Origin of the sequence: Acinetobacter sp. YH01022 (genome assembly GCF_013420235.1) — a bacterium.
Classification (GTDB): Bacteria; Pseudomonadota; Gammaproteobacteria; order Pseudomonadales; family Moraxellaceae; genus Acinetobacter.
Genome location: NZ_VOYP01000022.1, coordinates 1 through 14,133, shown reverse-complemented (window position 1 = coordinate 14,133; position 14,133 = coordinate 1). Strand labels below are relative to the sequence as shown.

Annotated in this window: 17 protein-coding genes; 6 read left to right on the top strand and 11 right to left on the bottom strand. The window is 43.4% G+C overall.

All coding sequences use genetic code 11. From position 1 onward, the window contains the following. The first annotated feature begins 181 nt into the window (after positions 1 to 181). Positions 182 to 1,411, top strand: a complete 1,230-nt coding sequence (locus FTT87_RS09405; protein ID WP_180174743.1) for an MFS transporter — start codon at positions 182 to 184, stop codon at positions 1,409 to 1,411. Positions 1,412 to 1,559: 148 nt separating this feature from the next. Here the strand turns inward: FTT87_RS09405 and FTT87_RS09400 are convergent, their stop codons facing one another. The 4 genes from FTT87_RS09400 to FTT87_RS09385 form a co-directional block, all read right to left on the bottom strand. Continuing rightward, complete coding sequence (locus FTT87_RS09400; protein ID WP_180174778.1) at positions 1,560 to 1,865, bottom strand: DUF3817 domain-containing protein; 306 nt, start codon at positions 1,863 to 1,865, stop codon at positions 1,560 to 1,562. Between the two features lie 297 nt (positions 1,866 to 2,162). Continuing rightward, positions 2,163 to 2,711 carry a superoxide dismutase family protein gene (gene sodC, locus FTT87_RS09395; RefSeq protein ID WP_180174742.1) on the bottom strand — a complete coding sequence of 183 codons (549 nt, stop codon included), beginning with the start codon at positions 2,709 to 2,711 and terminating at the stop codon, positions 2,163 to 2,165. Positions 2,712 to 2,826: 115 nt separating this feature from the next. After that, on the bottom strand, positions 2,827 to 3,954 hold the full coding sequence (locus FTT87_RS09390; protein WP_349928541.1) for an AI-2E family transporter: 1,128 nt from the start codon (positions 3,952 to 3,954) through the stop codon (positions 2,827 to 2,829). A 131-nt stretch (positions 3,955 to 4,085) separates the two neighbouring features. Continuing rightward, positions 4,086 to 4,730, bottom strand: a complete 645-nt coding sequence (locus tag FTT87_RS09385) for a ParA family protein (protein WP_086195815.1) — start codon at positions 4,728 to 4,730, stop codon at positions 4,086 to 4,088. A 119-nt stretch (positions 4,731 to 4,849) separates the two neighbouring features. Between FTT87_RS09385 and FTT87_RS09380 the strand changes: the two genes are divergently transcribed. Further along, on the top strand, positions 4,850 to 5,317 hold the full coding sequence (locus tag FTT87_RS09380; protein ID WP_092820151.1) for a Holliday junction resolvase-like protein: 468 nt from the start codon (positions 4,850 to 4,852) through the stop codon (positions 5,315 to 5,317). A 37-nt stretch (positions 5,318 to 5,354) separates the two neighbouring features. On the opposite strand, the gene FTT87_RS09375 is transcribed toward FTT87_RS09380, so the two are convergent. Next, positions 5,355 to 5,975, bottom strand: coding sequence for a class I SAM-dependent methyltransferase (locus tag FTT87_RS09375; RefSeq protein WP_180174777.1), 621 nt, complete (start codon positions 5,973 to 5,975; stop codon positions 5,355 to 5,357). Between the two features lie 174 nt (positions 5,976 to 6,149). On the opposite strand from FTT87_RS09375, the gene FTT87_RS09370 reads away from it, so the two are divergent. Both FTT87_RS09370 and FTT87_RS09365 read left to right on the top strand, forming a co-directional pair. Then, positions 6,150 to 6,710 (top strand): hypothetical protein, encoded by a 561-nt coding sequence (locus FTT87_RS09370; RefSeq protein ID WP_180174741.1) that lies wholly within the window; start codon positions 6,150 to 6,152, stop codon positions 6,708 to 6,710. Positions 6,711 to 6,810: 100 nt separating this feature from the next. Further along, positions 6,811 to 7,155: a protease inhibitor I42 family protein gene (locus FTT87_RS09365; RefSeq protein WP_257230572.1), complete on the top strand. Its 345-nt coding sequence runs from the start codon at positions 6,811 to 6,813 to the stop codon at positions 7,153 to 7,155. Positions 7,156 to 7,446: 291 nt separating this feature from the next. On the opposite strand, the gene FTT87_RS09360 is transcribed toward FTT87_RS09365, so the two are convergent. After that, positions 7,447 to 7,779 (bottom strand): HopJ type III effector protein, encoded by a 333-nt coding sequence (locus tag FTT87_RS09360; protein WP_180174739.1) that lies wholly within the window; start codon positions 7,777 to 7,779, stop codon positions 7,447 to 7,449. A gap of 154 nt (positions 7,780 to 7,933) precedes the next feature. Here FTT87_RS09360 and crcB point away from each other — a divergent pair, with 154 nt between their 5' ends. Then, the gene (gene crcB, locus FTT87_RS09355; RefSeq protein ID WP_180174738.1) at positions 7,934 to 8,314 is read left to right on the top strand and encodes a fluoride efflux transporter CrcB; all 381 of its coding nucleotides are present in this window, start codon (positions 7,934 to 7,936) and stop codon (positions 8,312 to 8,314) included. Positions 8,315 to 8,422: 108 nt separating this feature from the next. On the opposite strand, the gene FTT87_RS09350 is transcribed toward crcB, so the two are convergent. From FTT87_RS09350 to FTT87_RS09335, 4 genes are all read right to left on the bottom strand, one after another. Continuing rightward, positions 8,423 to 8,677: a type B 50S ribosomal protein L31 gene (locus FTT87_RS09350; RefSeq protein WP_166168663.1), complete on the bottom strand. Its 255-nt coding sequence runs from the start codon at positions 8,675 to 8,677 to the stop codon at positions 8,423 to 8,425. 107 nt (positions 8,678 to 8,784) lie between these two features. Beyond that, entirely contained in the window at positions 8,785 to 10,083 is a 1,299-nt protein-coding gene (locus FTT87_RS09345; protein ID WP_180174737.1) for an AarF/ABC1/UbiB kinase family protein, read from the bottom strand. 224 nt (positions 10,084 to 10,307) lie between these two features. Next, positions 10,308 to 11,663 carry an MATE family efflux transporter gene (locus tag FTT87_RS09340; RefSeq protein ID WP_320159616.1) on the bottom strand — a complete coding sequence of 452 codons (1,356 nt, stop codon included), beginning with the start codon at positions 11,661 to 11,663 and terminating at the stop codon, positions 10,308 to 10,310. Positions 11,664 to 11,699: 36 nt separating this feature from the next. Then, positions 11,700 to 12,161, bottom strand: a complete 462-nt coding sequence (locus FTT87_RS09335) for a DMT family transporter (protein WP_180080539.1) — start codon at positions 12,159 to 12,161, stop codon at positions 11,700 to 11,702. 127 nt (positions 12,162 to 12,288) lie between these two features. Here FTT87_RS09335 and hemW point away from each other — a divergent pair, with 127 nt between their 5' ends. After that, complete coding sequence (gene hemW, locus FTT87_RS09330) at positions 12,289 to 13,443, top strand: radical SAM family heme chaperone HemW (protein ID WP_180080536.1); 1,155 nt, start codon at positions 12,289 to 12,291, stop codon at positions 13,441 to 13,443. Positions 13,444 to 13,623: 180 nt separating this feature from the next. On the opposite strand, the gene FTT87_RS09325 is transcribed toward hemW, so the two are convergent. Then, complete coding sequence (locus FTT87_RS09325; RefSeq protein ID WP_086195804.1) at positions 13,624 to 13,833, bottom strand: cold-shock protein; 210 nt, start codon at positions 13,831 to 13,833, stop codon at positions 13,624 to 13,626. Positions 13,834 to 14,133: the final 300 nt, after the last annotated feature.

Here is a 14,133-nt window from a genome sequence, read left to right as displayed (position 1 = left end):
TCAACTATTCTCACGAATTTTTTATTTAAACACCTGGTGAATACGGTGTTTTAAGTCACTTATAAGCAAGTGCATTTCCCAAACTTTAATTTAAACACTAAATGCTTGGCATTGAGCTGACGCTTCTCTCCCTAAAAATAGTGCGCAGCCCCACAAGCCTATAACCCTATGTAGAAAAACAATGCAAAAAGTTAAGACCGCCACCTTAAACCGTGCCACGCTGATGTTTCCATTGGCATTGGTGCTGTTTGAATTTTCCGTCTATATCGGCAACGACTTGGTGCAGCCAGCCATGCTCGCCATTACCAAAGACTTTGGCGTGAGCAGTTCTTGGGCACCATCTTCCATGTCGTTTTACCTGCTCGGTGGAGCATGTGTGGCATGGTTACTCGGTCCATTGTCCGACCGACTGGGACGTAAAAAAGTTCTGCTCGCAGGGGTACTGTTTTTTGTACTGTGCTGCTTACTGATTTTACTGACGAAAAATATTGAAAGCTTTTTAGCACTGCGCTTTTTACAAGGGATTGGTCTCACGGTTATTTCCGCAGTCGGTTATGCCGCGATTCAGGAAACCTTTGAAGAACGTGACGCGATTAAAGTCATGGCGCTGATGGCGAATATTTCCCTGCTTGCCCCCTTACTCGGTCCCGTGATTGGTGCATTCCTGATTGACCATGTGTCATGGCATTGGGGCTTTATCGGCATCGCCTCATTAGCCTTTTTAAGCTGGTTTGGACTGAAAGCCAAAATGCCCGAGAACAAAGTCAGCATACCAAAACAGCCATTCAGCTACATTCTGGATGACTTTAAACAGGTCTATAAAAACAAACGTTTTCTGACGATGACCTTGGCCTTGCCGATGGTCAGTATGCCGTTAATGCTCTGGATTGCACTGTCACCGGTCATGCTGGTGGAAGAATTAGGTTTTAGCAGCATGCAATACGGCTTGGCACAGTTTCCGGTATTGGGTGGATTGATTGTCGGAAATGTGGTGCTGATTAAAATTATCGACAAACTGGCTTTGGGCAGATCGGTGCTGATGGGCTTGCCGATTATGCTGCTCGGAACCGTGGTTTTACTGGCTGGTGTGATTTGGCAGGATTATCTGGTCTGGTGCTTAATTGCGGGCATGACTTTAATCAGCTTTGGAGAAGGCATCAGTTTTTCCGTGCTGTACCGTTTTGCGCTGATGTCATCGGAAGTGTCTAAAGGCACCGTAGCTGCTGCGGTATCGATGCTGCTGATGTTCAGCTTCTTTATCATTATTGAACTGGTTCGGATGATGTATGAACACTACCATTATTTGGCCTATAGCGTGGCGTGTTTTATTTTAATTGCACTGTGGTTTAGTTTTCCGCGAGCGATGCTCAAAGACATTTTAAAAGAACGGGTGGAGCATGGGGTATTTTGATATTCAGACCTCTCCCTTGCGCAGCAGCGCTGCTCATCTCCTGAAAGGAGGGGAAAATACTGATTTCAAATCAGTATTTTCTTCCAGTAGGAAATGAGGGTGCATCCTTATTATTTCCTGAAAAAGAAAATAGCCTTTTAATCAGAAACTATAGCTTGGGTTCAGCAATCGGCTGCTCAACAGCCTTCAACTTACGATCGAAAACAAAAGTGCCAAACGGTAAAATGGATGCGATTAAACCCAGAATAAACATCTGAATCGACCATTTCTGTTTTTCGCACACGATAAATAAAACAATTAAAAACAGGATAAACAGTACGCCGTGCCCCATACCGACATATTTCACCATGATCGGGTTATCCAGCATATATTTCATTGGCATCGCGATGAAAAGAAGTAACAGAAAGGAAATACCTTCTAAAAGACCGACAACACGTAAAGTTTGAATATTCATGGTCATGTTTAAATCTATGAGAATGAACCCTGAGTGTACCGAATATTGCCGTAAGGGTGAATAAAAGCTCGGTATATTTTAAAAAATTATCAAACACTTATAATCAGGTGTTGAAATCGGTCTTGCAGGCAATTCAGGGTTTTTCTAAAGTTCAATTATGGTGAATATAGCCTATTTTTTCTGTAGTGCTGTCAATTTATCGACCTGAGCGTTGCTCCATACTCTCTGTTATTTGCAGGTCATCATAAAAAAGCAGACACTCTGCCTGCTTTTGGATTTTATGGTTTTAGGGATACATTATTGAATCACACCACAGGCAATTCGGTTTCCGCCACCGCCCAAAGGTTTAGGTTCGTCGGCATAGTTGTCGCCACCGGCATGGACCATAATCGCCAGACCTTGAACATCAGCCAGGTTTAAACGTGGGGCCAGCAGTTTTTGCTGAGATTTGCCTGAAGCCTCCACTGTAATGAGGGGTAAATCGCCTAGATGGCCAGTGAGTGGCGTACCGTGATGTGGTGCCTGGTTTGGATTGAAATGACCGCCTGCTGCAAGCGCTGCGCCCATTTTTCCATCTTTTTCTGCCGGGCCACAGAAGCCTTTTTCATGAATATGGAACCCGTGAGGGCCGGGTGGCAGATCACTTAAATCGGTATTAATGACCAGACCTGCCGGGCTATCGCGTAATTCTACAGTCCCGATTTTATTACCTACACCTTGAGCAGTGACGGCATTGACCGTGACACGTTGCGCTTTATGTTCTTGTATGGGCATGGTACCGGCACAACCGGCTAAAAATATGGTACCCAATGTTGTTATTGCGCCTTGTTTAAATAGTGTTTTCATGACTTGAAGCATCCTGACTTTTTTATAATTGGCGTCATTGAAACAAAGTCGTGGATGCAAGACCAGGTGATTTAAGTAGTGCAATGTATAAGTTTCTTAACTTCTGCCTACCAGCTTAATCAGGGTGATGGGTTTCATCATCAATATCATGAGCGAGCGTGGCTTTAGGCATCATTAAACCTTCGGTTTCATTGGTTTCATGCAGCCATTCCCTCCAGATTGCCAGTAATACCGCCAGAATGACCGGGCCGACAAATAATCCCACCATACCAAAGCTGGCCAGACCACCCAGCACACCAAACATGATCAGCAGGAAGGGAATTTGAGTGGCACCGGAAATCACCAGAGGACGGATCACGTTATCTGCGGTACTGACAATACACACGCCCCATACCATAACCCCAATCGCCTCTATGGTATGTCCTTGAGAAAATAACCACAGTGAAACAGAGGTATAGGCAACTGGAGGTCCAAAAGGAATCAGTGCCAGCAGGAAGGTAATAATGGTCAGTACCATCGGGTTAGGTACATCGGCCACAAAATAGCTGATGCCAGCCAGTATAGACTGGGCAATGGCAGTCAATCCAACGCCATAGACCACGGCACGGGTAGTATCGGAAATGGTGGCAATATAATGATGGATACGCGGACCAATCACCATTTCCAGGGCTTTGCTGACCTGATGTAAAATGGTGTGACCATCACGGTAAAAGAAAAATAACGACATCACGGCAAAGCAGAGCTTGATCAGATTTTTGCTGACTTCGTTCAGTACCGCTTTCCCGTAATTTAAATGACCCTGAATCCAGATCGAGACGGACTGGATAATGCTGTTCGGGTCCTGATTAATCTCTCTTAACGTTCGCGAAATTTCTTTGCCAATAAAAGGTAACTGCCGGATAAAGTCAGGAACATTCAGGTGACCGGAAAATACCTGTTTCTGTAATTCGTAATACAGATTTCGCCCTTCATGCTGTAACATGAAAATGGCAAAAATAATCGGTAAACCCAGAACCAGAACCACAGAAAGAATCATCACTGTGGCACTTAGCGTAGGGCGCTGTCCACACATGCGTAATACCGACTGATACAGCGGCCAGGTGACATAGGCAATAATTGCCGCCCAAACCACAGGTACAATAAAATATTTGAGCACATGAAAACTCAAATACATCAGGACAAAAAATAGTCCAAATAATAAAACCTTTTGTAATGTGGGCGCGTAACGTTGCACTGAATTCACTGACTACTTCCTAAGTTCGGAGTTCATCTTAACCGAAAAAAAAGCTCCCGAGAACGAGAGCTGGGTAAGTTGTGATGAATATTTATTGCACATTTCTAGGCAAAAGTTTGCGCTGTGTCTATTTAATGCGATTAAAACCAGGCGCTGGGATCATCAACAATTGCATTTAACAGCGGTTGCCATTGATCTTGCATAGCCCGATAGTTTTTTTGTGTTTTATCAAAAATACTCAGTCCCTGCATGGCAAGCTGGGCATAGGCAGCACGCTCGGAAATCCAGGCTACCGGCTGTTGTTCAATTTTTTGGAAAAAATCCTGAATATCTTTGGAACTGGCAGTGTTTGCTTTCATGCGGTTAGCCAACAGTAAAATCTGTACCTTCCCTTTGCGGATGCGTTTAATATCCTGTAAATGTTTCAGGAAACGGCGCGTACTATCAATATCAAAGAAAGACGGCTGCAATGGGGTAATAATGGCATGTGCTTCACTGATTAATTGTTCGGCATGCTCGCCAGATAAGGCTCCTGGTGCATCAATAATCAGATATTCGATATTTTTAGGTACATCGCCAATTGATTTTTCCTGACGCCAGTCCAGACTTTGAATAGGAGCCGCCTCTGGCGGTCGTTGTTTTAACCATTGCAAAGCTGATTTTTGATTATCGGCATCGGCAAGTGCGACTTTATACCCCTTTTGTGCCAAAGCGGCAGCCAGATTAATTGCAGTAACGGTTTTACCGCATCCACCTTTTTGATTGGCAATTAAGATAGTTTTCATAACCCTGATGATTTTATTCTGCTCAGTCCTAGCATATCATTGTTTGATGCAGTGAATATGACTCGGGACAAAAGTCTTAAGGTATAAGTAGCGGTAATTTTTGCAATTAAGGAATAATAATGTCCATTTGGATGGCAATGCTGATTGGGGCGTGTATAGGCGTGGTGCTCACCACCATGATTTTAAGCAATACTCGAAATGGACGTATTAAAGCAGAGTATGAACAGTACATTGCGGAACTGGAGCTGGAGCATCAGCAGGCTTTGGCGCATGCGCAAAAACGCAGTGTCAATACCAGCCGTGCTGTGCTGAAAGGCAAGATGGCAGAGCAGCTGGCACCGATTATGCCCCAGTTTCAGTATTTACCCAGTGATGCCAAGTTTCTGGGCGATCCGGTCGATTATGTAGTGTTTGATGGTTATACTGACCTGCGTGATGGCGAAGGAAGTCCCGATGATATCGAAGTCGTACTGATTGATATTAAAAGCGGCGGTGCACGCCTGACCAAAGGTCAACAGGCGATTGCCCAGGCCATACGGGAAGGGCGGGTACGTTTTGAAACAGTCCGTATCGATTTTGATGATTAAAACGGCGATGCTTATAAAACGCCGTTAAATTCAGGACTTACTGTTTTTGAACACGTGCAAACAGCATGCGTTGGGCAATTTTAGGAATACCGGCTGCGTCCAGATAATATTTTTCTTTAAAGCTGAAATGTGCATCCAGCAAGGCCTGTTCAATATTGCGGTTCAGATGACAGCCATCGGCAAGGCGTTTTTGAATGGGTGTCAGCAGGTCTTGCAGATGTTGCAGTGTTGGGCGGTCAGATAGTACATGTTCGACCAGATGCAAGGTTCCGCCAGGCTTGAGTACGCGATGTAATTCTGCCAAAGCCTGATCCAGATGTTCAATACTGCACAGTGTCCAGGTACTGACAATATTATCGATACTATGATCGGCAAAAGGCAGCTTTTCTGCACTGGCCTGAACATGCTGCACATGAATGGCACTTTCGTGCACACGTTTAATCGCCAGTTGATAAATATCGGCATTTGGTTCAAGGGCGTAGAGGGTATCGACATTTTGATAAAAAGGCAGATTGATCCCGCTACCAAAGCCAATTTCCAGCACTTCGCCTGCAATGGGGAGTAGCAGTTCGCGACGCAGATCCATCAGGCTGGCCGTTTGCATCACCTGATTGAGCAAATGCGGAAAAATGTGTTGCTGGTAAAATTTATAAATCATTGTCACTTAATTTTTCTTACTTTATATCATCTTAGTTTAACCAATCTTCAGCTCAGAAAATAAGACAAAAAAGTGACTGAATATATCTCTATTGTTACCAAGTTCATATATTTCTTTAAGTTTACTCACTTTAAAATTAAGTTAGAAATCAAGAAATACGTTAGGGGCATAAAAATGGTCAGGCCAATATTATTCAGTACTTTACTTGCTGCCAGCATGTTGCAAATGAGTGCGAGCGCCTCTGTTGATTATAATATTGCGAAGGGCTTGGCTCCGCTGGCAAAAGACCAGTCAATCAAAAAACTGCAATCGTTTAAAGGCGATTTTCGCATTCTAGGTTCGAAAATTTATACCAGTGATGAACAGGCCAAGTTTTCACCGATTGATTATGCCGTGAGCTGGGGGTTGTTTGCCGAGCCTGAAATTGCACGACATATCTCGGTCAATCAGTATGACCGTTATTTAAACTGGAAGATTGATCGCCTGCCAGTGCCTGCCGAACAAGCTATGCAAATGGTCTCGAATATGCACATCATTCCTGCCAACCCTCAAATTGCCAAACAGATTAAACATGTGAAACGCGGTGATCTAGTGCGGCTAAAAGGCGAGCTGGTGGAAATTAAAGATAAAGATTTGGTTTGGACTTCATCTTTAGTCCCGACAGATACTGGAGATGGTGCCTGTGAGTTATTCCGTGTCAGTTCAATTGAATGGATTGAACGGGTGAAAGGCTAACCGTTTTTTATAACAAGATGATGAAAAGATTAAATTTATGAAATCTTTAGTACTTAGTTTTGCTGTAATACTGGGGTTCAGCATGGTGGGGTGTAGCAGTATGAGTCCAACGTTAGATGGAAAAACCCATAGTTACTCATTAGACAGTCAATGCCCGGCTTTGCTGGAAATGAAAGTAGGACAAACTCTGGAACTTACTGTGCCAGAAAATCCGACTACAGGTTATATCTGGCAAGTGGCCGAGCCGCAGAATATCTTAAAAGTGGAAGAAATTTATCGGCAAGATCAAGTGAAAAGCAAGCAACCGATGCTGGGTGTAGGTGGACAAAAACTGTTTATATTTACTGCACTGCAACCGGGTGAAGAATGGATTCACGTGAAACATAGCCGTGCGTGGGAACAAAATTCGGTGGATGAGTGGCGTTGCTGGGTTCGGGTTTCTTAATTTAATAATTTAGTATTTGTGTGAAGCTTACCGTTGGCACAGCCTTATTTTTCTTTAAAAGTCAAAAGTACTTTGTGCAGGCTTTAATCCTACTTTTGACAGGCCAAAAGTAGGCAAAAGCCTTTGTTACCCACACACAACATCCGTGTTGTGGTGGGCAACATGTGGCATCCCTGCCACATTCGCGTATCTGAAGCTTGTTGTAATAAAATTTCGGGTGATCAATAGAGTAAAAAAAAGCCCGCTTTAATAAAGCGGGCTTTTTTATATTCTAAGATGTATATAAGTAACTTATTTCGCTGTTAATGCCTGACCGTCAAACTGAATGCCATCCCAGCCATTTTGCATAAACTGGCGAATGTTCTGGTGGTCTGTGGCTTCAGGAGTCGCTAATACCGCTGCATAGTGTTCAGCAAACAGGCTTAGGGTTTGTGCCTGATCTAGACCATTGAGTTGGGCAAAAGAAAATACTTTGGCACTGCCTTGGTTTTCCGTTGCAGCATTGGCCTGTTGGCCATTTTGAAACGCTGTAGGGCTATGCTGATAACGTGCATCAATATATGCAATCACGTCTGCAAATTTGATTTCACCTGCCTGAAGCTGTGCCAATAAATCCTGAGCCATAATTTCCTCAATTCATAGAAAAAAAGTTTAAAAACATCGCGACTATAACAATTTTTAGGGCAGTATTTCATTACTATTTCAGTTCATTTGTAGAGTATAGTGAATCAAGAATTTACACAGTCCTGATCTTTGATTTGATAAAAATGGAACAGATATGAATTGGCTACTGGTAGCTTTAGGGGGAGCAGTCGGCGCAAGTTTGCGTTATGGTGTAGGGGTATTTTTATTTAAACCGAGCAGCGGATTTCCGTGGACGACATGGTGGATCAATATCTTTGGCTGTCTGCTTGCCGGTATTTTCTTTGCCTATAGCCAGAAATTTCCTGTTTTGCAAAATGAAGCACGTCTGTTTTTGATGGTGGGTATTTTAGGTGGCTTTACCACTTTTTCCAGTTTTGGTCTGGAAACCTTTCAACTGCTCAAGCATGGACAGATTGCACTGGCTTTAGGCTATGCCATTTCCAGCGTGATTACGGGAATTATTGTGTTGGCGCTCGGTTTTTACCTGTTTCAGAGTTTATTGCAGAGTCGATAACAGCTCAAAATTTTTGTCATATCAGAAAAAAAGAAGCCCAAGCTGGAGGATATGGCTTGGGCTTTTCAAGTCTTAAGATTAACCTTGAAATCTTAAAACAGTATGAATTTAATGTGAGCGTTTGAAACGTGCGAAACGTTTATTAAAGCTTGCTACACGGCCTTCATTGCTGGTTTGACGTTGTTCACCGGTATAAAACGGATGCGAGGCACTGGAAATATCCAGAGTCACATAAGGATAAGTCTGGCCTTCATATTCACGGGTCTGGGTCGGTTTTAACGTGCTGCCAATCACAAAATAGACATCTGCATTGGTGTCGTGGAACAGCACTTGTTGATAGTCGGGGTGGATATCTGGACGCATACATTTCTCCATCGTATATTTTAAATTTAAAGAAATGTTATAACATAACAATTATCGAGTCAAATAAAACCCGGGCACTATGGGTGAACCGGGTGGGTGCAGCTTGATCATACTCGAGGCGGCACCAGCTCCTCAAATAAATCATTCAGGTTATCATTCACTTTTAAATGAATTAAATTCCAGTAATGTCCGGAAACCGTGCGGTTAACCATTAAGGTATCCGGTGAAGGCTTAAACACATCCCAATATTTTAATGACGGTTTCAGCAGTTCGACGCCATCATGATGGGCAGAGTTTTCGGCAAAATCGTAATGGGTGATCAGCGGACGCATCAACACTTCCAGCCACTGGCGATATAGATCTTCAGGAAACTTGCCTTGCATGGTGATGGAATGCAGGTCATCCAGCTTCTGTTCCATTTCGGCAATATTGCTTTCACGGGCGGCATTAATCAGGGTCTTGAAATTCGAGACAATTTCGGTAGAAAGGGTTTTGACACCGCCATAGTCGTAAATAATCACCGTCCCATCTTCTCGGAAGGCAAAGTTGCCTGGATGCGGGTCACAGTGGAAACGTTTCAGATAGAAAATCTCCTGACCAATGGCACGGAACAAACGGCGTCCCAGTTCATTACGGGTGTCTTGAGACCAGGTACTGGCCGTTTCGATGCTTTTGCCCTGTTCCAGGCTTAGGGTTAAAATATGACGCGAAGAATAATCGCTATAGACCTGTGGAATAACAATTTTATTGTCTAATGTTTGATGAAATGTACGTGCGACTTCTAAGTTTTGCGCCTCAATCTCATAGTTCAGCTCATTATCCAGACTGTCCTGAATTTCCTTAAACAGCTGATCTTGCAATTTGCGGTCAATTTTCAGTACACCCATTAAGCGCAAGGCCAGACGCACCTGTTTCAGGTCACTTTCACAGGCTTCATCCACGCCCGGATATTGTACTTTGACCACCACCTGCTGACCGTTCGGCAAGATGGCTTTATGTACCTGCCCAATAGAGGCCGCAGCAAAAGGCTGTTCATCAAAACTTTTAAAGATTTTCAGGAGCGGTTTACCCAGTTCTTTTTCAACTTGTGCTTTAATTTCAGCAAAAGGCATGGCTGGAGCCTGACGCTGTAACTTGCTAATGGCACGGGCCACTTCTGGTGGGAAGATGTCTTTGTATTGTGAAGCAATTTGCCCCACTTTCATCACCGCACCTTTCATTTCGCCCAGCGTATCGGCAATCTGCAGTCCGATATCCTGAAAAAGTTTAGTGCGCGAAGCATTTTTTTGTTCTTCATCGGCATTAAAATTTTTAATCGAGTTTGATACGGTTTTAGTTGCAATACTCGCCGTCATACTGGCAAGTTTCATAAAGCGACGACCGGGGGTCCTAGCCGTTTTTGCCATGCGATATTCCTCAGCATCATCATAGATGGGTTTTAATGATCATAGGCGTTAAACAGGATATTGCCTACTTGAAATTGTTAAAAGCTGCACTTTTACAGTGAGATTATCAAAAAATAGACCATTTTTGAGTGGCTAAATAACTGAAATATGGTAGATTATTTTTATATTTATGCTGTACTGGACTCATCCCTTTTCCCATGAAAAGGGATGAGTCCATGCGTTTTTTAAGGCATTTTCAGGCGATGGTTGATTTTGTATAAACGGGTTAATAACAAGATACAGGCCACACTTAAACCGACAATCAAGCCGACCCAGACACCCGCTGCCTGCATTTGGGTAAAACGCGCTAGATAAATCCCGACCGGGAAGGCAATGACCCAATAGGCAATCATGGTGATCCACATCGGACCTTTGGTGTCCTGCATGCCTCGCAGGCAACCTGCCGCACTGACTTGCCAGGCATCCATCAGCTGATAGGCCATGGCAAACAGCAGCAGATATAGCGCGACCTGAGTGACCTCGTAATCTGAGGTGTAAATTGACACAATTTCTGGCCGGAAAAACCAGATCAGTGCCATGGTAGCGAAGGCAAAAACAGTGCCGGTGGCCAGACCCAGATATTGCACTTTATGCATTGCCTGCCAGTTTTTTTCCCCATAATAGGTGCCCACACGAATGGTCAGCGCAATGGCCAGTGACATTGGAATCATAAATAATTGTGAGGTCACGGACATGGCAATCTGATGCGCGGCCACCAAGGTTTCGCCCAAGGGGCTGAGCACAATCGCAGCCGTGCTGAACAGGCTCACTTCAAAAAAGATGGCCAGGCCAATCGGGAAACCGAGTCTTAAAATACGCTTGATCCAGTCCGGATTGATTTTTTCAAATGTGGCAAAGGGCTGTGTTTTTTTATAGGCCGAAGCTTTTAATACATAGGTTGCGAGTGCAATAAACATCAGCCATTGCAAAATCGCCGTGGCAAAACCACAACCGGCTGAACCTAACTCCGGAATTGGTCCCCAGCCATGCATAAAAATAAAGTTAAGCGGAACCAGAACCATTAATGCAATCAGGCTAATCGCCGTCACGGGACGTGGATGCCCCAGCGCTTCCGAATAGCCACGCAGCGCTGCATACATGGTCACAGCGGGCATACCTAGACCAATAGCATGCAGGAACAAACTGGCTTTGGGCAGCAAGACTTCTGGTACGCCTAAAACAGGCAATAAAAATGGCATGATCTGTAAAATCAGTGCAGCGATGATGCCCAGAATCAGCGCGATCCACAGCGATTGCCGTGCAATACTGGCAATTTTTTCCGGCGTACGTGCGCCGTTGGCTTCTGCAACCAAAGGAGTGGTGGCAATCATGATGCCGCTAAACAGCAGCATGACCGGAATCCATAAGCCTACCCCGACAGCAATCGCGGCAAGATCTACCGGAGAAAGATGTCCGGCCATAATGGTATCAATCAGTCCCAAACCGGCCTGGGAAAATTGAGTGACCAGAATCGGAATCATCAAATGAAAGAGCTGTTTTAATTCATAACGGGTCGTTGTAATCGACGAGACATTTGACACAAAAATTACTCATCATGTGCTTAGAATAATGAGGGGTTAGCGTTGTAAAGTGAGAAGCACACCAATAAAAATCACTACGCCACCTAACAGACGTTGCCAGTTCACCGGTGTTTTTTCTGTGCCCAGTAAACCAAAATGATCCAGAATCATTGAAGTGACCAGTTGACCAAAAATAATCAAACCGGACAGAGTGAGAAAACCAAGTTTGGGCGCAGCATAAATACTGAGGCTAATGGCATATACCCCAAGAAATCCACCCAACCATAAATACCATGGCAGTTGCACAAACGTGGCAAAACCCGGTTTTCCTACCGGCTGAAAAAACACCAATATGGCCAGCAGTATTGTACCAACCAGAAAAGATAAAAGGGCGGCTTGTAAAGGTGAATTTAAATATTCTCTCAACTGGCTGTTGATAGCTGTTTGAAAAGTAAGCGCGATACCAATCCCCAGGGTCATGGGAATGAATAACAATAACTGAGCAGATATTTTCATCATTCTAACAATTTAATTCTTCAATAGTTTTTCCTAGTGTACTGATATTCCTTGTGAGATTTTATCAGTGTCCTGATGCAGTCATGTTAATATATTTATCTTCCTGTCTTATATATTTTGAGCTTGTTCCTTGGCCGAATTAAATCCTGCACTGGTTCCTTTATCTTTATACATTCATATGCCGTGGTGTGTGCGTAAGTGTCCGTACTGTGACTTTAACTCGCATGCCGTACCGGATGGAAAACTGTCCTTGGATCTGGAACAGCAATATTTACAGGCTTTGGTCGAAGACTTTAAAACCCAGGTCGACTTTGCCCAGGGGCGTCAGATTCATAGCGTGTTTATTGGTGGAGGCACGCCGTCACTGATTTCTGCAAAGGGTTATCAATGGCTATTTAGCCAGTTAAAAAGCTTAATTCCTTTTGAAGATGGCTGTGAAATTACTCTGGAAGCCAATCCGGGAACAGTGGAGCATGACCCCTTTGCAGGTTATTTGGCAGCAGGAATCAACCGTCTTTCCATTGGTGTGCAGAGTTTTAATAGCGATCAGCTGAAAAAATTAGGGCGTATTCACAGCAATGATGATGCGATTAATGCCATTCATTTGGCCCGTGAAGCAGGCTTTGAACGTATCAATGTCGACTTGATGCATGGCTTGCCAGAACAAACGCTAGAACAGGCGTTGCTTGATTTAAAACTGGCTGTGGAAAATGGTGCCACGCATGTGTCGTGGTATCAATTGACCATTGAACCGAATACAGTATTTTTCCGTACCCAGCCGGTTTTACCCGTTGAGGATGTGCTGGAAGATATTCAGGAACAGGGTGAAGCCTACCTAAAGGCCAATGGTTTTGTGAACTATGAAGTTTCAGCCTGGCGTAAGGAAAAACCCTCTGCGCATAATTTAAATTACTGGCAGTTTGGCGATTATCTGGCGATTGGGGCAGGGGCGCATGGCAAAGTGACTCGACCCGATGGTGTGTACCGTTTCCAGAAAACCCGCTTGCCCAAGGATTATCTGGCCAAAGTACCGGCTGAGCATTTGCAGTTTAAACGCATAGAAGATGAAGACATGCCGTTTGAATTTATGATGAATGCGCTACGGTTAAATCAGGGTGTTGATGCCAAACTGTATGCCGAGCGTACAGGTTTGAATTTAGAAAATTTGCATGAGCTTTTAACTTCATTACGTTCACGTAAGTTAATGGTTACTGATCCGCAGCGTCTTGCATGTACCACGCAGGGGCATGGTTTTTTAAATTCGGTACTGGAAGAATTTCTGTGACTTGCAATTAATCCCTCAGTTGATGTTCGGATGCAATACAGAAGCCGGAGATATGGGCGATTAAATTTCCATTCAACTGCATAGAAGGTAGAGTGAAGTTTTCAGTTTTCTATGCAGCGTTGTCTGAACGCTAAAAACAAAAAAAGCACTATCAAAGTGCTTTTTTATCGATGTTACTTATTATAAAGCAACAATATTCACAGCATTCGGGCCTTTTTGACCTTGCGCAATACTGAATGATACATGCTGACCTTCAAACAATGTTTTAAAGCCAGAATTTGCAATTTCACTGAAATGAGCAAATACATCTGGACCAGATTCTTGTTGAATGAAACCGAAACCTTTAGTTTCGTTAAACCATTTTACTGTACCGTTAACTGTATTAGACATAATATAACCTATCGAATTTTAATAATTTTTAGCCATCTTAAATGACTGATATTAACTTTGAAAATAATAATGAATTGAGCTTAAGATCTGAAAAAAGCGAAGGATTATGACTAAAACTGCGATACTTAAAGAAGATTTACTAAACAAGATTTTTTCTAGTTGAGTTAATCATATAGGACTTACGCATTGACAGATTCAAAAAAGTATTAAAATGCTTTATAAAGTATCTGTGATCAGACGAATTAAACATGCTTCTACAGCAACTTGTACATTACCCATTTATATGGGCTTTCTCATGAC